Origin of the sequence: Methylocystis sp. H4A, assembly GCF_015709545.1 — a bacterium.
Classification (GTDB): domain Bacteria; phylum Pseudomonadota; class Alphaproteobacteria; order Rhizobiales; family Beijerinckiaceae; genus Methylocystis; species Methylocystis silviterrae.
Window position 1 is genome coordinate 292,494 of sequence record NZ_JADNQY010000026.1, and the last position, 17,219, is coordinate 309,712.

The following is a 17,219-nucleotide window of genomic DNA, read 5'->3' on the forward strand; positions in this document are numbered from 1 at the left end:
GCTTGCGCCCGGCGACGAGCGTCTCAAACGATCGCGGCTACTTAACGACGCGGCCTCGCCCCGTAAGCCTGGCCGCATCGAACTGCAGATAACGGTTCCCCCTATGACGAAACGCCATCGCTCGCGCTTCCTGCTGGTGCGGCTCGGCGCTCAGAACGTCGGACGTCGGCTGCTGCGCAGTCTCTTGCTCGGCTTGGCGGTGATGATCGCCGTCGGGGTTGTCTTCTCCGGCTTTGTCACCGGCTGGTCGCTGCGGGAAGGAATCTTGACGACCTTTTCGCGAATGGGCGCCGATCTCCTTGTCGTGCCGCATGGCGCCCTGGTGAACATCACCAGCACGTTGCTCACAATTCAGCCGACGGATCTCGATCTGGACGTTGCGCTGGGCAGCAAGCTCAGCGCCGTTCCCGGCGTGGCGAAGGTCGCCGCGCAGCATCTCGTCCGCGCGAGCGTCGAGGGGCGCGCGATCAATCTGATCGCCTATGATCAGGCGACCGATTTCACCGTCGAATCTTGGCTGCCCGCGGGGGAGAAACCCGTGGCCGCGACCGGGGGCTTGCTCGTTGGCGAGCGGGTAGCGCTGAAGACTGGCGAAGCCCTGACGATTTGCGGTCGGTCGCTGGTCGTGACGGGCCGATTGGGCCGAACCGGCGTGGGTCCCTTTGACGAATCTTATTTCATCACTTTTTCCGCGCTCGACGATCTTGTCGCCGCCGCGATCCGGGCGCGCCCTGCGAAGGTTCCTGTTCATCCGCCCGCGTCTTCGCCTTCGGAAGCGGCCGACGCGACGCATCATGATCACGCCGCAGGACGGGCCGAATGCCTTCCGTCAATCGCGCAGGATCGTGTCTCTGCATTTCTCCTGCAACTGTCGCCCGGCGCCTCGGCGGAGCAAGCGCGTTTCGCCATTGGACAGATCCCGGCAATCAAAATCGTCACGGGCAATCCGATCTTCACCGCGGCGCGCCAATCGCTAGGAAGTCTCTTCTGGGGCGTGGCGATTTTTGCAGGCTTGCTGATGCTCGCGATCTTCTTTCTCGTGTCGTTGTTGTTTTCCGCCATCGTCCAAGAGCGCTATCGCGAAATCGGCGTGCTGCGGGCCATGGGCGCGCGGCCGGCGCAGATCATATCGATCACCCTGATCGAGGCGGGGCTCATCACAGGCTTTGGCGGCCTGTTAGGCATCGGCGCGGGTTTCTCGCTGATTTTCGTTTTTGCCCGTTCCCTCGGCTTTTACTTCTCGTCTCTCGGCGTGCCCTTCGACGCGCCGCCTGCCGGAATCATATGGATCGCCGCGGGCGCCGCCGCGCTCTGCGGCGTCGCAATCGGCGTCGGAGGGGCTTTTGTCGCCGCTTGGCGGACGCGGCGTCTCGAACCCTATGCGATGATCCAAATGGAAAGCGCGCGATGATTCTTTCCGCCAAGGGTTTGCGGAAGCATTACGGCGGCGATCCTGGCGTGGACGCGGTAATCTCTGCCGATTTGATCGTTGGCGCAGGCGAGTTCGTTTCGATCGTCGGACGATCTGGCTCCGGTAAATCGACGCTGCTCGCCATGGTCGGCGGGCTGACGGCGCCGACCGCAGGCAGGGTTCAACTGGCGGGGGACGAGATCTGGGATCTTCCCGAGGCGCAGCTTGCCGATGTCAGGCGGGAGCGCATCGGTTTCGTCTTTCAGTTCCCCAGCCTCCTCCCGAATCTTCGCGCCATCGACAATGTCGCCTTGCCAGCCCTTCTGGGTGACGACGTGTCGCCAGAATGGGCCTATGCGCGCGCGCAAGGCCTTCTCGCCCGCGTCGGCCTGAGCGATCGGATGACTGCCTTCCCAGGACAGATGTCCGGCGGCGAGCAGCGTCGCGTCGTCATCGCTCGGGCCTTGATCAATGAACCGCAATTGCTTCTCGGGGACGAACCGACAAGCGATCTCGACGAGGAGACGGAAGAAGAGATATTCGCGCTGCTCGACGATTTGCGACGAGAAGAAAATTTTGCCATGGCGCTCGTCACGCACAACCATGCGCTGGCGCAACGCGCCGATCGCATGTTCGAGATGCGGCAAGGAATTCTTCTTCCAAGCGACGCGCCGCGCGGCTTCGTCGCTGCGCCGATCCGGCGCCCCGAACCGTCCGCGCTAAAAGCGCCCGCGCCGATCGGCGCCGATGCAGACGGCGCGCGCGATTTCGAAAAACTCGGCAAGACGCTGTGGGCGACAGCGGGACGCATCTTCGCCGCCGCAGCGCTGTTGTTCGTCCTCGCGTCATCGGCGAATTACGGCGTGGCGCGCTACCAGCAGTATGAACTTGACGCCGGTCGGCAGCGACTCGCCGCCCTCGAAGAACTTGCAACGTCCACTTTGCAGAGCGACATCGCGTCGATTACGCAGCTTGGCGACGGCCGTTATGAGGTGACGATTTATCTGGAGAACACAAAAGCCGAAAAGCCCATTTACGTCATGTCGCCGAGCGTGCAGGGTTTCGTGCAGGTGGGGGTCGGGTGGCAGGAAGCGCCGCTCACGCCGATCGATGACGCGACCGCCGCGGTGCTGAAAGTCACAGGCCGGCAGCTCTACCGCTTCGTTTTTGAGGCTCGCCTCACGAAATTCACCGAGTTGTTGCCCCACTACATGCATGTGCGCTTCAGCAACAACATGCTTGTCAGTCCCGAGAGCACACCCACGAATGAGCTATTTCAGCGGGTCGATAATTATTATGTCTATCTGAAACCCGACAATGTTGACGACGCTACGATCGCCAAAGATGTCCGGTTTCCCGGGCCGCCTCCGGTCTGGATCTGGATGCCGCCGCACTGAAGTCGCGCGCCTTGGCGCCCTTCTCCAGTGTCTCCCTTAAGTCGATGGGCGCAATCCTCGCGCTACGCGGTGGCGGCAGCGTCCAAAATCGCCGCCGCTTCGATAAGGTCGAAGTCGGGAATTCGCGCCTTCGTCAAAGGATCTTCGCCTGATATCCATTGTTCGAGCGCATGTGGCGCGGAGAGCGCGCAGTTGAGCGCTCTGTTGACCTCATAGAGTCCCCAAGCCAGTCCGGCGCGCCGCAGCGCCGCCATCAGGGCGTTCTGAACGAGGCTGCGGACAACGAGATGCGGCGTGGAGATCGCCGCTTCAACGGCTTCGCCTCTCACAGCCGCAAGGCATAACGCCTTGTCGAAGGCCGCATGACCGCGGCAAGCGAGCGGACGAATTTTATAGGCGAGGCATAATTCGCCTTCGATCAGCGGGCAGGCATGCTGGGCGGTCAGTCGCTGTTCTTCGGACAGGCCGCCAACGGCCTGATCGGCGTCGGCGATTCGCTTACCGAGCATTATGCCGCGCTCCCGAAAGGCGGCGGCGTTGACGGAAATGAAGCGCGCGAGCAGGAATATTTCCGGAGCCGTCGCGACGACGCGAAGGCGGCAACAGGCCGCGCATTCTCCCTGACAGGCGAGCGCTGGCGCGCCTGCCGCCTGAAGGGCGACGTTTTGCGTGAAGCTGTCAAAAGCTTGCGCGCAGAGCAGCGCGACGAGCTCTGGACGCGCCCGGCAGGAGCCTATCGTTTCGCTGAAGGCATGCGACGCGGCCTTGAAGAAGGCGGAAGGGCTGGTATCTGCGCTCACTCGTATCTTCTCCACCTCGCGCCGGTAAGATGATCAGGGCGAGCACGTAGCCGACAATCGAGGCCGCGCCGGTCCTGCAGTCAACCCCACATGCCAGAGGCGGCTGCCAATGCTAACCAACCGAGATGGCGCTCGTGGACTCCATAGCACTGGAGCTGACACGGAGCGATTTCGAAGAAATCGTCAGATTTTATCCACTAGAATATCGTCTGCAGACGCAGGCCGAGATAGCTCGCCCGCGCCCGCAGCGGATTCCACGGATCGATAATCTGGACGTCGCCCGAGAGCCGCAGCCATCGGGTCACGGCGAAATTATAGAAGGCCTCGACGCCGCCTTCGCTGCGACGATTGATTCGCCGCGCCGCCAGTCCGGAGAGGAGCGGCTGGGTCAGCCCGTAATGGTAATAGCCGACGCCCCAGCGATCGTCCTCGCGGCCCGTCATCAGATTGTAGCCGGCGAGACCGACGAGCATGCTCCATCTGACCGGATTGGGATTGCCGTCCGACAGCGTCGCAAGCGTGAACAGGCCCCAGCCGAGTTTGGGGTCCGTGGCGCTCTGCACGAAATATTGCTGGACGGCGTAGGAGGCGAACCAGAAGCCCTTTTTCGTCAATCCCCGGAGCCGGGCGATCGACTGCCGGGTTTCGCCGATGTCGTCGAGGTCGAAGCCCCTGGCGTTGCTGTAGGCGAAGCGCAGCGTATGGAAGCCGCGGAGGCCGCCGATCTCGATGGGCACGGTCGCCATCAGACCGGCGCCGACGCCGCGCTCGAATGGGCGCGTGATGACGCGCGGCTGCTGGGCGTTGCGCGGGTCGGCGACCATCAGCTTGAGGTCGAAATATTTGGTCTTGAGCGCGGCGACGCCGCCCAAGAGATAGGGCGGCGCGATAATCAGACGGTCGGCGACGCTTTCCGGCGAGCTGACGCCGATGCCGGTCGACGGCAGCGCGAAGGCGCGGTTCATGAAAGTGTCGATGCCGCCGCCGCCGACGAGCGGCGTCTGCGCGGCGAGCGTCAGCATGTTGAACTTGCCGATCGTCACCGAAAGCTCTTCGCTGAGCTCCTGCGTCAGCGTCATCGACAGCGCCGAGTGATAGCCGTCGCGCTCGATGAACGCCTGGGCGACGTTGACCGGCAGCAGCGCGAGATCCTGCCGGTTCAAATTGCGGCCGAAGTAATGCTCATATTGCGCGTTGAATTTGAGCCCCTTCCAAAAGCCGAGCTTTTCGCCGTCGACGCGCAGAAACATGTCCATCTTGCCGCCGTAGCGCGCCGTCCGGTCGATCGCGCCCGCGGGAATGCCCTGGTAGAACTGCGTGACCCAAACGTCGACGTTGACGCCGAATTTGCGCAGCTGCTCCTTGGGGCCGCCCGGCGTATCCGTCAGCGATTTCTGCTTGGCGAGGGAGACGGCATCGTCTTCGGCGAGGACCGGGCCTCCGAGGGCCGCGACGAGGACGCCGGCCGCTGCGATTAGGCTGCGCGCGCGCGGGCGTCGCCTTTTGGAGGAGGCCGGCCCGCTCCACTCCCTCCTCCGCCACATCGCTTCGGCCTTCCCGCAAGCCAGATCGGTGAATCACATGCGCCGTCGAGCTTAGCGGCATCCCCGCGCTTGTCTATTGACGGCGCGCAACAGCCGCGAGCTTTCGCTTCGCTGCCGACGTCCGGCGCCTGTCCCCGGGGCGAAGCGGCCCGCTTACGCGTTGACGCCCCGAGCCCCTCTCCCTACTGTGCCGCGCTTCCCGCTACAGATTGGCCAGTTCGCATCCCATGTCCGCACCGCTCCTGTTGTCGCCCGAACTCGTCGAAGCCGCGCGCGTCTCGCCCGCCTGGCCGTTCGAAGAGGCGCGAAAGCTCGTCAAACGCGTCGAGGCGAGCGGTCAGAAGAGCGTGCTGTTCGAGACCGGCTACGGCCCGTCCGGCCTGCCGCATATCGGCACCTTCGGCGAGGTCGCGCGCACCAGCATGGTGCGCCGCGCGTTCGAAGTCATGACCGAGGGCAGGATCGCGACGCGCCTCCTCGCCTTCTCCGACGACTTGGACGGGCTGCGCAAGGTCCCCGACAACATCCCGAATAAAGAACTCGTCGCCGCCAATCTCGGCAAGCCCTTGACGCAGGTGCCGGACCCTTTCGGCACGCATGACAGTTTCGGGGCGCATAATAATGCGCGGCTGCGCGCCTTCCTCGACGCCTTCGGCTTCGACTATGAATTCGCGTCGTCGACGGAATATTATAAGAGCGGCCGCTTCGACGCCGCCTTGAAGCATATGCTCGAGCGCTACGACGCGGTGATGAAGATCATGCTGCCGAGCTTTCGCGAGGAGCGCGCGGCGACCTATTCGCCCTTCCTGCCGATCCATCCGAAGACCGGCATTGTCATGCAGGTCGCGCTGACAGGATATGACGCAGACGCCGGCACGATCTCCTGGACCGATCCCGATACGGGCGAGGCTTTCACCACGCCCGTCACCGGCGGCCATTGCAAGCTGCAATGGAAGCCCGACTGGGCGATGCGCTGGTATGCGCTCGATGTCGATTACGAGATGGCCGGCAAGGACCTCATCGATTCGGTGAAGCTGTCCGGCGCGATCGTGCGGGCGCTCGGCGGGCGGGCGCCGGAAGGCTTCAACTACGAACTCTTCCTCGACGAAAAGGGCCAGAAGATTTCGAAGTCGAAGGGCAATGGCCTGACGATCGAGGAATGGCTGACCTACGCCAGCCCCGAGAGCCTGGCGCAATTCATGTTTCAAAAGCCCACGGCGGCGAAGCGGCTCTATTTCGACGTGATCCCGCGCGCGGTCGACGACTATCTGAATTTCCTTGACGCCTATCCGCGCCAGGACTGGAAGAACCGCCTCGGCAATCCCGTCTGGCACATCCACGCCGGTGACCCGCCGCACGCCGAGACGCTGGCGCATGAGGGCGACGCCAAGGGCGTGAGCGTCTCCTTCTCCATGCTGCTCAATCTCGCCGCCGTCGCCAACGCCGAAGATCCGGCCGTGCTTTGGGGATTTCTGCGCCGTTATGCGCGATCCGCGACGCCCGAAAATCATCCGCGGCTCGATAAGCTCGTGGGCTACGCCGTCGCCTATTTCCGCGATTTCGTGAAGCCGGCGAAAACCTATCGCGCCGCCGACGAGGTCGAACGCGAGGTGCTGCTCAAAATCGACGAGACGCTGCGCGGCATGGACAACGCCAGCGCCGAAGAGATTCAGTCGGCGCTTTACGACGTCGCCCGCGCCGCGCCGCGCTACCAGGATTTTAACGCCAAGGGCGCGACGCCGAAGCGCCCCGGCGTCTCCAACGATTTCTTCAACATGCTGTATGAGGTGCTGCTTGGCGAGAAGAAGGGCCCGCGCTTTGGCTCCTTCATCGCGCTCTACGGCGTCACCGAGACGCGCAAGCTGATCGAGGATGCGCTCAACGGCGCCTTTGTGGCGCGCGAAACCGCCTGATGCGCGTCGCCGAAGCCGACATTCTCATCGTGCCGGGCTGGAGCGACTCCGGCCCCGAACATTGGCAGACGCGCTGGCAGGCGAAACTTTCGACAGCGCGACGCGTAACTCAGCGCGACTTCGAGAAGCCGATCCGCGCCGAATGGGAAGAGACGATCGCGCGAGAGGTTCTCGCGAGCGCGCGGCCTGCCGTGATCGTCGCGCATTCGCTCGGCGTCATCGCCGCTCTGCATGCCGCGCAACGCGTCGGCGAAAAGATCGCCGGCGCCTTTCTTGTCGCGCCGCCCTCAGAAACGGTGATCCGCGAATTGCCGTCGGTCGATTCCGCCTTTCTGCCGATACCGCGCGCGAAGCTCCCGTTCCCTGCGGCGCTGGTCGGCAGCAGCGACGATCCCTACGCCGATCTGCTCTTTGCGCGCGAACTCGCGCAGGATATCGGCGCGCGCTTCATCGACGCCGGCGCCGCCGGCCACATCAATGTCGACAGCGGCCACGGGCCCTGGCCGGAGGGGTCGCTCGCCTTCGCCAATTTCATGGCGAAACTCTAACGCGCGTCATCGGTCAGGGCTTCGAACTCTGGTTAATTTCAGCTCACTCTCAGCCGTCATGCCCGGCCTTGTGCCGGGCATCCACGCCGGTCAACCGCGAAACGCTTCGCGCGGAGACGGTAGGTTCGGCTCATATCCTCACATTTGCCTCGCGTCATCGCGTGGATGGCCGCGACAAGCGCGGCCATGACGCGGCGAGATGACCCCTCGTTAACCTGGATTCGGAGCCCTGCGTCATCAGTTCGGAGTATTGACACGCTATTGGCGATCGTCGACCTTGCCGCCATGCGCTTCGCGTGAGTTTTTGCATGCGTCCACGCGTTTGTAACGGCCGTTTTCACTGAGAAGAATTGAGATGAGCATCACGAAATCCTTCCGCTTCGCCGCCGCGCTTACACTTGTCTTTTTCGCCGCAGGCGCGCCGGCTTCCATGGCCTTGGAACGCGTCGAGCAGCCCTCCTCCATTCCCGGAGCCGGCCCTTGGGACGAAAAGGCCTGGAACGACTTTTACCGCACGAGCCAAGGCTCCCGCCTCATCCCCTGGGACTGGATCAGAGCGCTCAAGCAGGCTGACGGACAACCCTTTCTAGCGGATGGACTCGCCCGCTACGGCTATCTCGCCAACCCCGCGAGTCCGACGCCGGGGCTGCCGGTCGGCTTCGTTGTATCGGATGGAGTCCTGGGACCCAGCTGCGCCGCCTGCCATACGCGGCAGATCGACGTCGAGGGCAAGGCCTATCGCATTGACGGCGGGCCGGCGCTCGCCGACATGGGCGCGCTTTGGGCCGATCTCGATACCGCAGTCGGGAAGGTTCTCGCGGACACGGCGTCCTTCTCTGAATTCGCCAAGGCTGTTCTCGGAAGCGGCTACGATCCGCAAAAAGAGACCAAGCTGCGCGCCGAAGTCGATCTCTGGTATGCGCGCCACCACGCCATCACCGAGGCGGGCCTCCCCAAAGACAGGCCCTGGGGCGCCGGACGTATCGACGCCGTCGGCATGATCCTCAACCGCGTCACCGGCCTCGATATCGGGCCCGGCCCGACGCATATCATTTTGGGAAATATGCGGAAGGCGGACGCGCCGGTGCGGCCGCCGTTCCTGTGGAACGCGCCGCGGCAGGATCATACGCAGTGGCCGGGCTTCGCCGACAATGGCGACCGCATTCTGGCCATGGCCAGAAATGTCGGACAGGTCTACGGCGTCTTCGGCGAATTTTTCCCTGAGAAAGACGCCACGCATCTCCTGGGCTTCAATTACGTGAAGGCCAATTCAGTCGACTTCAAAGGGCTGATCGAGTTGGAGCGGCTCGTCGAGCGGATCGGTCCGCCGAAATGGCCGTGGCCCGTGGACACGATGCTCGCCGCCCAGGGAAGGCTCATCTACGAGCGTCCCTATGAAGAGGGCGGATGCGCTGATTGCCACGGGATCGATCGAGGACAGCCGCGTCTGCTCAATCCCGACACCTGGTGCACGCCCGTTCAGGACGTCGGCACCGACGCGCGCGAATATCAATATTTCGCGCCGGAGTGGAAGGTCGACACCGGCGCGCTGACGGGCGCCTTCATTCCTTTCGTATCCGAGCCCCTTGGCAGAACCGACGCGCCCGTTTCGGTGCTGGCGACCGCGGCGCGCGGCGCAATCCTGCAGCACTTCCTTCCCGTCACGGTGAATTCGGTCGAGCGTCAAAGGGCCGACGTGGCGCTGGCGCTTCTGCGGCCCTTGGTCGAAGAACTAAAGGGCGTCTACAAGATTCCGGGCACGCCGGGCGCAGGACGATGGGCGTGCCGCCGCGCACCCGAGACGCCGGGAAAACTCAAATTTGAATCGCGCGTCCTCGAAGGCATATGGGCGGCGGCGCCTTATCTGCACAACGCCTCGGTTCCGTCGCTCGCCGAGCTGTTGAAGCCGCCTCAGGACCGCGTCACCGACTTCAAAGTCGGGCCGGCCTATGACATTGCCGCTGTCGGCTTGGCCATTGAGCAGCCGAAGTCGACCTTCTTGATGAAGACGGACTGCAACAGAGGCTCCGGCGTCAGCCATTGCGGCCACGACTTCGGAACGGCGTTGAGCGCGGCGGATAAGCGCGCCCTGCTCGAATATCTGAAGACGCTGTGATCGGGGCGTCTCGGGACGCAATGTCCCGAGACCCTTCCTGGCGACGTCGCCCCTTTTTCTAAATCTGCTTTTCCGCGCGACGGCGTCGCCTATATCGACCTTCTTGGCGTCGCTCGACGCGGAGGAAGGGACAGGTGGAGAAATCCGAACTCGTTCTCCGGGCGAAGCCTCCGCCTGCAGTCAGCCTGTTCGCCGAAGCCCCTTCGCTTTCGGCGCTGGCCGAGCAAGAAGCCGGCTGCACGCGCTGCCCGCTTTATAAAAACGCCACTCAGGTGGTACCCGGAGAAGGACCGCCGCGGGCCCGCGTGCTGCTGATCGGCGAACAGCCGGGCGATGTGGAAGATGTGTCGGGGCGTCCCTTCGTCGGGCCTTCCGGCAAGCTCCTCGACATCGCGCTGGAGCGCGCCGGCGTCGCCCGCGACAGATGTTTCGTCACCAATGCCGTCAAACATTTCAAATTCGAGCCGCGCGGCAAACGCCGTCTGCATAAGAAGCCCGACGCCGGCGAGATCGACGCCTGCCGCTGGTGGCTCGATCGCGAGCGCGCTTTGCTTCGTCCCGGACTGGTCGTGGCGCTCGGCGCGACGGCGATTCGCGGCGCGCTCGGCCGCTCGGAGGCGGTGTCGCGTCTGCGCGGCGACATCATTGACCTTGATGACGGCGCGCAATTCCTGGCCACCGTTCACCCCTCCTCTCTGCTACGCTTGAAGGATGAATCAGATAAGCGCGAGGCGTGGCGAGGCTTCCTCGCCGATCTTCGCAAGATCGCCCGCTGGATCGAAAAGGACGCGCGCGCCAGTTAGAGGCGCTGCGCTCGTAGGATTGCTGGCCTTTGCCTGCGGCGCCCACGCCGAACTGCTGAAATTCGAAACGCGGCCCGACGGCGCGAACGAGGCGATGTCCGCGACAGTGAAGCTCGAGGGAATGTCCTACGACATCGCCGGAACGCTCGCGAAGCCGGCGAAGCCGCCAAGCGGCGTCGCGACGTCAATCTTGATCGAGACGCAGTCAAGCGAGGACATAAAACCGCTGGCGCTCGAGCGCGGACTCGCCGTGCTGACGCTCGATGTCGGCAAGCTCCCCGACAAAGCCCGAGAGCCGGCCTTGCGCGATGTCCTCGGCCATCTTCGCGGCGCGCTCAAGATAAAGCGCGTGCTCGGCCGCGCGCAGGGCGTGGACGCCGATGCGATGTCGGGCGCCTCGTCCGCATTCGACGGCCTGTTGCTCCATGACGCGAACCGCGAGCCCGCCGCCCCGACGCGCTATATCGCGACTTGGGGCGCCGACGCCTATTGGCGCGAGAAGCCGCGCGTCGAATTCACCAACGCCGCGCCGCCGAACGGTCGGCGCTTTTACCTTGCCGGAATCGCCTCTTCGACCGCGACGGCGAATTGCGTCGCGCCCGTTAACGCGCGCCCCTCGGCCCCCGCGCTGCGCGCGCTGTTCGCCGCGCTCGACGAGTGGACGGCCAAGGGCGTCGCGCCGCCCGCCTCGCGCGCGCCTCTCGACGCCGATTTAGCGCCCTCGCAGGATTTAAAATGGCCGAAAATTCCCGGCTTGCCGGCGCCGCCTGAGGGCGCGCGCCGCGCTCCCAAGATCGATGTGGACGGCAATGAGATCGCCGGCCTGCGCCTGCCCGACCTCGCGCTCCCTGTCGCGACCTTCACAGGCTTCAACGCGCAAAAGGACAAGAAAGGCCCGGCTTGCGCCGCAGGCGCCGCGATTCCCTTCGCAGCGACGAAGGTTGATCGCGAGAAGAACGCCGACTCTCGTTCCGCGCTCGTCGAGCGCTACGGATCGCGCGCCTATTTCGTCGCGACCATGCGCGTCATCGCCGACAAGCTCGTCAAGGAGCGGCTGCTGCTGCAGCAGGACGCCGACGCCTATGTCGCCGCCGCGCGTTCAGCCGCCTTCTAGCGATTGAGGATAAATATCCCGGCGTTGAGATAGGTCGCGAAGGCCACCCAGAAGGCGGTGGGGGCCAGCGAGTATCCCGCGACGCGATCAAGCCGCCAGAACAATACGATCGTGGCGACGAGAAGCGCCGCCATCGGCAAAATGACGACGAGTCCGAGCTGGGGGCTTCGCGCCGAGAAAAAAGCGAAGGACCAAGACGCGTTCAGAACGAGCTGCGCAAAAAACGTCATGATCGCGGCGCGCCGGCCCAGCGTCGCCGGCTCGAGCCGTAGAACGCGATAGAAGGCGTAGGCCATCAATATGTAGAGAGCCGTCCAAGCAGGGCCGAACACCCAATTCGGCGGCGTCAACGGCGGCTTGGCGAGCGTCTCGTACCACGGGATGTTTGGCGTCGTCGCGAAACTGCCGAGCAGCGCGGCGGCGAGCACAGGCGCCGCGGCGACGACTCCGGCGACGAGCCGCGACGGAGGATCCCAAAGAGACGTCGAGCTGCTCATTGCGCCTCCTCGCGCCTGCTCACGCTGCGTCCCGCATATCGGGCGCAGCGTGGAGGCTTCAAGGCTGCTGCAGGGTTGGGAAAAAGACCGGCGTCGCGCCGACGCGGACGCTGTTCTGCGACGCGAACATGTCGTCCTTCAGCCAATTGGGCAGGTCGTCTTCGCGGTGGCGGCTGATGAGAGTCTTGTCGCTCTCGCCGAGATAGATGCGAATGCCGCCCCAGACAGCTTTGTAATCATTCTCGCCCACGCGGCTTTCGATGAAGCCGGTGATCGCGGAATGGCCGAGATTCCAGATGAGCGCCTCGCCGCTGAGCGCGGCCGCATGCCGCCCTCCGACGTAACGATGGCCGACCGAGATTTTGACGTTGTAGGTCGGATAGACGCTGATATCGAACATGTCGAAGAAGCGCCCGCGCCGCGGCTGCCACTGATAGGCGAGATATCCCGGTCCATAGCCCAGCGGCGTGAAGAAATGGCCCGCGCTCTCCTCATAGCCGGCGATGCTGGAGAGCGAGAACGGTCCATAGTAATAGGCGCTTTCAGCGCCGATGCGGAAACGCGTGTCGTCGAGACGCTTATCGTGAGCGATCGCTCCATAGCCGCCGAGGAGACCCACGCTCGGATCGCGCCAGAAGGCGTGTCCGGCGCCGCCGCTCACGAAGAAGCCGCGATGCGCCGCCGCGATCGCGTCGACCTGAAGGCCAAAACGGTCGCCGACGGGGGCCGTGATCGCCCCCATCCCGCCGGCCGAGGCGTTGTTCAAACGCGCGAAGCCCAGCCAGTCGGAGCCGCCGCCAAAACCTTCGAGCTTGCCGTTGACGCCGTCGACGGCGCGCTTGGGTCCGGGGTTTTCCGAGAGCGGAGCCTTCCACCATGTCGGATTCTCGGCGCGCGCTGAAGACGCAGCGAGGGCGACCGCCAGAACGGCGAGAAGCTGACGCTTGTATGACATTGCTATTGAAGTCCCGTGCGGTGATCGTCGCGAGCGGTCAACCCTAAAGGGCTTCAGCCTCGCTGGCTGTGACATTGGGGCAACAGCCCTCCAAAATAGAATCATCAGACGCATCGAATTCACAGCTGAGTTAAATTAGTGTTGTGTATCAAGCTTTTGAGCGGCGGCGCCCAAATGTTCGCTCAAATTCTCGCGCGTCGCCGGATCGACAATGGCGAAAGGCGCGGCGACCGCCGCCCCGGCCACGCCGCCGACCGCCGAAACCGCCCCCGCGGTCGCGATTCCAAGGTGATCGCCGATGCCCGCCTGTCCGTCTCTCAGCGGCTGACCCTGCGCCAGCCTGGCGCCGATCGAGCGCACGACTTCCGGAGAGGCGGCGAACTTGCTGTGCTCCAAAGGATCGCTGGAGGCGATGCCCGTTAAATCGACGACTCTGACCTGATCCCGGTCGAGGACTTCCTGATAGGGCTGCGCGCGCGGATCGACAGCGCCCAGTCGCGTATTGCCCCAGAAACGGCGAGACGCGGCAAGCGCGTCATCGTCGCGCGAGGCGAACAGCGTGAAGACGGACGGCCGTATGCCGATCTCGGCGATCTGGCGCCGGAAAACGTCGAAGTCGACGTCCGGCGAGGCGAGCATGATATTCTGGATTTTCGATCCGATCTGACCGTTGCGGATCGCCATCTGGCGCAACGCTTCGAGGGTCACCCAATTGCCCATCGAATGCGCCAGGATCGAGATCTCGCCGACGTCCCGGTCGCGCTGCAGCGCCTGCAGCACGCGTTCCAGGGCGTCGCGCGAATAGCTGGCGCTCTCGTGATCATAGCCATATTGCAGCAGCCGGCCGCGCGACGGCCAGGTGAACAGCACCGGCGTGACGTCGGCGCGCGAGTCGTGAACGATCTGCGCGAAGCGGTAGACCGCCTCCTCGAAACGCGTATTGAAGCCGTGGACGAACAGAAGCACCTGCCGCTTGGGCGTCTTGCGGATGCGGGCGTTGAAGTCCGCGAGCGCCGCCTCCCTGCTCAGCACCTCGGCGCGAACGGTGGCGAATTGGATGGCCGGGTTGGGCGTTGGCCCATCCGGCCACTGCACTTCGCCGATCACGCGGGAGGCGTCGGGCGGGATTGAGACGGCGATATCGGCGAAATGAACGCCATGTCCGCGCTCGCCCGAAAACATGACGCCGGGCTCGGAGTCATCCGGCTGCCGGGTGGTGACGACCAGAAGATCGACGACGCTGGCGCCGGGCGCGACCTGATGGGTGGCGACAAGGGTGCCATGCGGCCGGCTCGCACAAGCGCTGAACGCGAGCGCCAGAAGCGCCGCCAAGATGATACGCCCGCGCCCCATACGCCGCCCGTGCTCAAGTGTTCATACGCGGCGTCGCGGCTTAAGCGAAGCCAAACACGCTCCGTCCCTCATCATTGCGGCTCAAATGCGACGGTTTGCCCGCGTTGTGCGCAGTCGCACTGATTTTTCGTGAGGAATGCGGCATTATGGCCACGCTCGCACGAGAGTCGAGCGTCGGGGGCGGGGCTGGGACGAATCGCCTCCGACTGCGCAGGGGAAAGCCTCAAAACTTTCCCCTGCCTTTCAACCGCGGGTCAGCGCCTTTTCGATATCCTTGAGCGGATGGCGGGTCAGGTCCTTGGCGAGTTCGCCGACGACCTTGCTTTGCGCCTTGGCGGACAGCTCCTTGCGGATTTCGCCGAGCGCCTTTGGCGGCGCGACAATGGCGATCGCATTCAATTCGCCCGACTCGGCCGCCTGATTGATGCGATCCGCCATGGCGCGGGCGAAGCGCTCCTCCTCCAGCTCATGCCAGTCGACATTTTGCACGGCGCTGCGGCCGGGCGAGAAGGACGTGAAGCTTCGGCCGGGACGATCAGTTCCCTGTTCATGCGTCGGCGGATTGTCGTCGACGCGCGTTTCGACGACGCGAAGGTCGAGGAGTTCGGCGTCGCCGTGGTTTTGAAAAAAGAGCGCCCGGCGGCCGTCTCCGACCAGGACCCAGGCGCCATTGCCGACGGAAAATTCGGTCATGATGCTCCCTCGCCTTCCAACGTCGTTCTCATCAATCTGGACGTCAGGCGAGGCCGCTCGGCTGCGCCGCGCGCAGCCGCATCATGCGGGCGTCGTATCCTCGCGGGAGTTGGGTCACAAGCCCGACAGCCGTTAGGCGCCCCTTTGCGAAGAGCGCTCTAACGCAAGAATAGCGCGCCGCCGGGCGCGTTCAATGCGCGTTTCGCCGCGTCACGCAGCGAGCTTTTCTTCCTGATCCGCCTTGCCGGGCGCCCGCGTCATCTCCCGCAGCGCGGCGTCGAGCGATCCCGAGCGGCTTTCAGCCTTTACGGCCCTCGCCTGCAGGACAGCGGCTTTCCGCTTGATCGCGCGCTCATTGAGCGCCCAGACCAGGCAGCAGAGGCCGGCGATGCTGATGAGCGCCGTATAGGGTTCGCCAAAGGCGAAAGACGACAGGAAGGAAAAGTCGGGGGCGCATTCCTTCGCGTATTCGCACGCGTCCGACCAGTCCTGAAACCACTGTTTGACCGATTCCATTGTGACCTCCTCGCCGCGCGGACAATTCGACGGGCGCACGCCCCGCGTCGAATCGTGTAGCGCAGCCATATGGCGAACATTGTGCGCTGCAGCATATCGCGCGTCAATTGGGCGCGGCCCGGTCAAATTGGCGCACCGCCTTGAAATGAGGCAGAAAACTCGGCGAGGGGGACTCGCTGACGTCCTGCGTTCTCTCCCTGTCATGCGCGCGTGTTGCGGGCCGCGAGAAGCAAAACGCGCGCCATCCTCACAAGCCGAAAACGCAGCGATTCAGGGGGCCTGTGTGGGGTTTTTCCGACAAAAGGGAACGTCAACGCCACTGGAGAGGAAAGATGCGAACAATGCTTGCCAAATTGATATCGCTTGTAGCGATCGCCTTTGCGCTCTCGAGCTGCGGCGTGAATTATCATTTCAATCCGGGCCCACGCACATGGCCCGCCGCCGCCAACCCTCCCAACAAATGACGTCTCGCTGTCTTCGCTTAAAATGGAAAAAATCATGACCACGGTTCGACTGCTCGCCGACGAAGACCTATCGCCCGAAGCGCACGCCGTCTTCGCCGACATTCGCGCGACGCGCAAAAGCGACTTCGTCAATAATTTTTGGCGCGCGCTCGCGCATGATCCCGTGACGCTGAAGCGCACCTGGGAGAGCGTCAAGCAGGTGATGGGTCCGGGCGTATTAGAGCCGAAGGTCAAGGAGATGATCTACATCGCCGTCTCGATCGCCCACGCCTGTCCCTATTGCATCCATTCGCACACAGCCAACGCCCGCGCGAAGGGCATGAGCGAAGAGGAATATCGCGAAGTGCTGGCGATCGTCGGCATGGCGTCGGAGACGAACCGGCTGGTCGCCGCGCTCGGCGTGCCGATTGATGAGGCTTATGAGGTGGTGTGAGGTAGGTGGAGTGAGTTGGGGTGAGGTGAGCGCTGTTGGAAAGGCCCTCTTTGTTGCTCTCCTTATCGCATCCTCTCCGCGTCATGCCCGCGCTTGTCGCGGGCATCCACGCGGCGCCGTTGCGCTACCCTCGCCGCGTTTGCGCAGCCTCTCGGCGTGGATGGCCGGGACAAGCCCGGCCATGACGCGCTGAAACTCTTGCCGCGACGCTCTCTCGTCCGCACCATGCGCCTATGCGTGGCGGTTGGGTTTACATCATGACCAATCGGCCAAACGGGACGCTCTATCTCGGCGTCACCAACCACCTCGCGCGCCGCGCCTTCGAGCACCGCGAGCGCCGCATTCGTGGGTTCACACAACTCTATGGCCTCAAGCGCCTCGTCTGGTACGAACCGCATGACGACATCCGCACGGCGATCCAGCGCGAGAAGACTATGAAGCATTGGCCCCGAGCGTGGAAGGCCCGGCTCATTCTCGAGATGAATCCCGAGTGGCGCGACTTGTACGAGGATCTGGCGAACTGATCGGCGAGGAGAGGATCCGCCTCCTCTCCGCGTCATGCCCGCGCTTGTCGCGGGCATCCACGCGGCGCCGTTGCGCTACCCTCGCCGCGTTTGCGCAGCCTCTCGGCGTGGATGGCCGGGACAAGCCCGGCCATGACG

The 17,219-nt window shown here is 64.1% G+C and carries 16 protein-coding genes; 9 read left to right on the forward strand and 7 right to left on the reverse strand.

The genetic code is table 11. The annotated features are described in order from the left end of the window. The first annotated feature begins 103 nt into the window (after positions 1–103). Together IYW40_RS14575 and IYW40_RS14580 are read left to right on the forward strand one after the other, a co-directional pair. Positions 104–1,411: an ABC transporter permease gene (locus IYW40_RS14575; RefSeq protein ID WP_196401038.1), complete on the forward strand. Its 1,308-nt coding sequence runs from the start codon at positions 104–106 to the stop codon at positions 1,409–1,411. Then, positions 1,408–2,808 carry an ABC transporter ATP-binding protein gene (locus IYW40_RS14580; protein ID WP_196401039.1) on the forward strand — a complete coding sequence of 467 codons (1,401 nt, stop codon included), beginning with the start codon at positions 1,408–1,410 and terminating at the stop codon, positions 2,806–2,808. The genes IYW40_RS14575 and IYW40_RS14580 overlap by 4 nt, the downstream gene beginning before the upstream one ends. Before the next feature lie 62 nt (positions 2,809–2,870). On the opposite strand, the gene IYW40_RS14585 is transcribed toward IYW40_RS14580, so the two are convergent. Together IYW40_RS14585 and IYW40_RS14590 are read right to left on the reverse strand one after the other, a co-directional pair. Continuing rightward, entirely contained in the window at positions 2,871–3,608 is a 738-nt protein-coding gene (locus tag IYW40_RS14585) for a YkgJ family cysteine cluster protein (RefSeq protein ID WP_196401040.1), read from the reverse strand. A gap of 197 nt (positions 3,609–3,805) precedes the next feature. Further along, positions 3,806–5,152 carry a carbohydrate porin gene (locus IYW40_RS14590; RefSeq protein ID WP_246720813.1) on the reverse strand — a complete coding sequence of 449 codons (1,347 nt, stop codon included), beginning with the start codon at positions 5,150–5,152 and terminating at the stop codon, positions 3,806–3,808. 227 nt (positions 5,153–5,379) lie between these two features. Between IYW40_RS14590 and IYW40_RS14595 the strand changes: the two genes are divergently transcribed. The 5 genes from IYW40_RS14595 to IYW40_RS14615 all read left to right on the forward strand — a co-directional run bounded on the left by IYW40_RS14595 (position 5,380) and on the right by IYW40_RS14615 (position 11,646). After that, on the forward strand, positions 5,380–7,065 hold the full coding sequence (locus IYW40_RS14595; protein WP_196401041.1) for a lysine--tRNA ligase: 1,686 nt from the start codon (positions 5,380–5,382) through the stop codon (positions 7,063–7,065). Beyond that, a complete protein-coding gene (locus tag IYW40_RS14600; protein ID WP_196401042.1) occupies positions 7,065–7,613 on the forward strand; it encodes an alpha/beta hydrolase in 549 nt (182 codons plus the stop codon). The genes IYW40_RS14595 and IYW40_RS14600 overlap by 1 nt, the downstream gene beginning before the upstream one ends. A 355-nt stretch (positions 7,614–7,968) precedes the next feature. Beyond that, on the forward strand, positions 7,969–9,729 hold the full coding sequence (locus tag IYW40_RS14605) for a di-heme-cytochrome C peroxidase (RefSeq protein WP_196401043.1): 1,761 nt from the start codon (positions 7,969–7,971) through the stop codon (positions 9,727–9,729). A 134-nt stretch (positions 9,730–9,863) separates the two neighbouring features. Continuing rightward, positions 9,864–10,532, forward strand: coding sequence for a UdgX family uracil-DNA binding protein (locus IYW40_RS14610; RefSeq protein ID WP_196401044.1), 669 nt, complete (start codon positions 9,864–9,866; stop codon positions 10,530–10,532). A gap of 19 nt (positions 10,533–10,551) precedes the next feature. Continuing rightward, positions 10,552–11,646, forward strand: coding sequence for an alpha/beta hydrolase domain-containing protein (locus IYW40_RS14615; RefSeq protein WP_246720814.1), 1,095 nt, complete (start codon positions 10,552–10,554; stop codon positions 11,644–11,646). Here the strand turns inward: IYW40_RS14615 and IYW40_RS14620 are convergent. The 5 genes from IYW40_RS14620 to IYW40_RS14640 form a co-directional block, all read right to left on the reverse strand. Beyond that, positions 11,643–12,143, reverse strand: a complete 501-nt coding sequence (locus IYW40_RS14620; RefSeq protein ID WP_196401046.1) for a TspO/MBR family protein — start codon at positions 12,141–12,143, stop codon at positions 11,643–11,645. The two genes, IYW40_RS14615 and IYW40_RS14620, sit on opposite strands and share 4 nt — an antisense overlap. 58 nt (positions 12,144–12,201) lie before the next feature. Then, the gene (locus IYW40_RS14625; protein WP_196401047.1) at positions 12,202–13,098 is read right to left on the reverse strand and encodes a hypothetical protein; all 897 of its coding nucleotides are present in this window, start codon (positions 13,096–13,098) and stop codon (positions 12,202–12,204) included. Between the two features lie 135 nt (positions 13,099–13,233). Beyond that, positions 13,234–14,430, reverse strand: coding sequence for an alpha/beta hydrolase (locus IYW40_RS14630; RefSeq protein WP_348644282.1), 1,197 nt, complete (start codon positions 14,428–14,430; stop codon positions 13,234–13,236). A gap of 264 nt (positions 14,431–14,694) precedes the next feature. Continuing rightward, positions 14,695–15,144 carry a host attachment family protein gene (locus IYW40_RS14635; protein ID WP_196401049.1) on the reverse strand — a complete coding sequence of 150 codons (450 nt, stop codon included), beginning with the start codon at positions 15,142–15,144 and terminating at the stop codon, positions 14,695–14,697. A 210-nt stretch (positions 15,145–15,354) separates the two neighbouring features. Further along, positions 15,355–15,660, reverse strand: coding sequence for a hypothetical protein (locus IYW40_RS14640; protein WP_196401050.1), 306 nt, complete (start codon positions 15,658–15,660; stop codon positions 15,355–15,357). 498 nt (positions 15,661–16,158) lie between these two features. Here IYW40_RS14640 and IYW40_RS14645 point away from each other — a divergent pair, with 498 nt between their 5' ends. Both IYW40_RS14645 and IYW40_RS14650 read left to right on the forward strand, forming a co-directional pair. Beyond that, positions 16,159–16,557 (forward strand): carboxymuconolactone decarboxylase family protein, encoded by a 399-nt coding sequence (locus IYW40_RS14645; RefSeq protein WP_196401051.1) that lies wholly within the window; start codon positions 16,159–16,161, stop codon positions 16,555–16,557. A gap of 233 nt (positions 16,558–16,790) precedes the next feature. Next, positions 16,791–17,081, forward strand: coding sequence for a GIY-YIG nuclease family protein (locus IYW40_RS14650; protein ID WP_196399329.1), 291 nt, complete (start codon positions 16,791–16,793; stop codon positions 17,079–17,081). Positions 17,082–17,219: the final 138 nt, after the last annotated feature.

Bases quoted from the DNA above. Each gene is read 5' to 3' on its own strand.
- IYW40_RS14590 (WP_246720813.1), bottom strand. From the start codon at position 5,152: ATGTGGCGGAGGAGGGAGTGGAGCGGGCCGGCCTCCTCCAAAAGGCGA.
- IYW40_RS14620 (WP_196401046.1), bottom strand. From the start codon at position 12,143: ATGAGCAGCTCGACGTCTCTTTGGGATCCTCCGTCGCGGCTCGTCGCC.
- IYW40_RS14605 (WP_196401043.1), top strand. From the start codon at position 7,969: ATGAGCATCACGAAATCCTTCCGCTTCGCCGCCGCGCTTACACTTGTC.
- IYW40_RS14645 (WP_196401051.1), top strand. From the start codon at position 16,159: ATGACCACGGTTCGACTGCTCGCCGACGAAGACCTATCGCCCGAAGCG.
- IYW40_RS14575 (WP_196401038.1), top strand. From the start codon at position 104: ATGACGAAACGCCATCGCTCGCGCTTCCTGCTGGTGCGGCTCGGCGCT.
- IYW40_RS14635 (WP_196401049.1), bottom strand. From the start codon at position 15,144: ATGACCGAATTTTCCGTCGGCAATGGCGCCTGGGTCCTGGTCGGAGAC.
- IYW40_RS14625 (WP_196401047.1), bottom strand. From the start codon at position 13,098: ATGTCATACAAGCGTCAGCTTCTCGCCGTTCTGGCGGTCGCCCTCGCT.
- IYW40_RS14640 (WP_196401050.1), bottom strand. From the start codon at position 15,660: ATGGAATCGGTCAAACAGTGGTTTCAGGACTGGTCGGACGCGTGCGAA.
- IYW40_RS14580 (WP_196401039.1), top strand. From the start codon at position 1,408: ATGATTCTTTCCGCCAAGGGTTTGCGGAAGCATTACGGCGGCGATCCT.
- IYW40_RS14600 (WP_196401042.1), top strand. From the start codon at position 7,065: ATGCGCGTCGCCGAAGCCGACATTCTCATCGTGCCGGGCTGGAGCGAC.
- IYW40_RS14650 (WP_196399329.1), top strand. From the start codon at position 16,791: ATGCGTGGCGGTTGGGTTTACATCATGACCAATCGGCCAAACGGGACG.
- IYW40_RS14595 (WP_196401041.1), top strand. From the start codon at position 5,380: ATGTCCGCACCGCTCCTGTTGTCGCCCGAACTCGTCGAAGCCGCGCGC.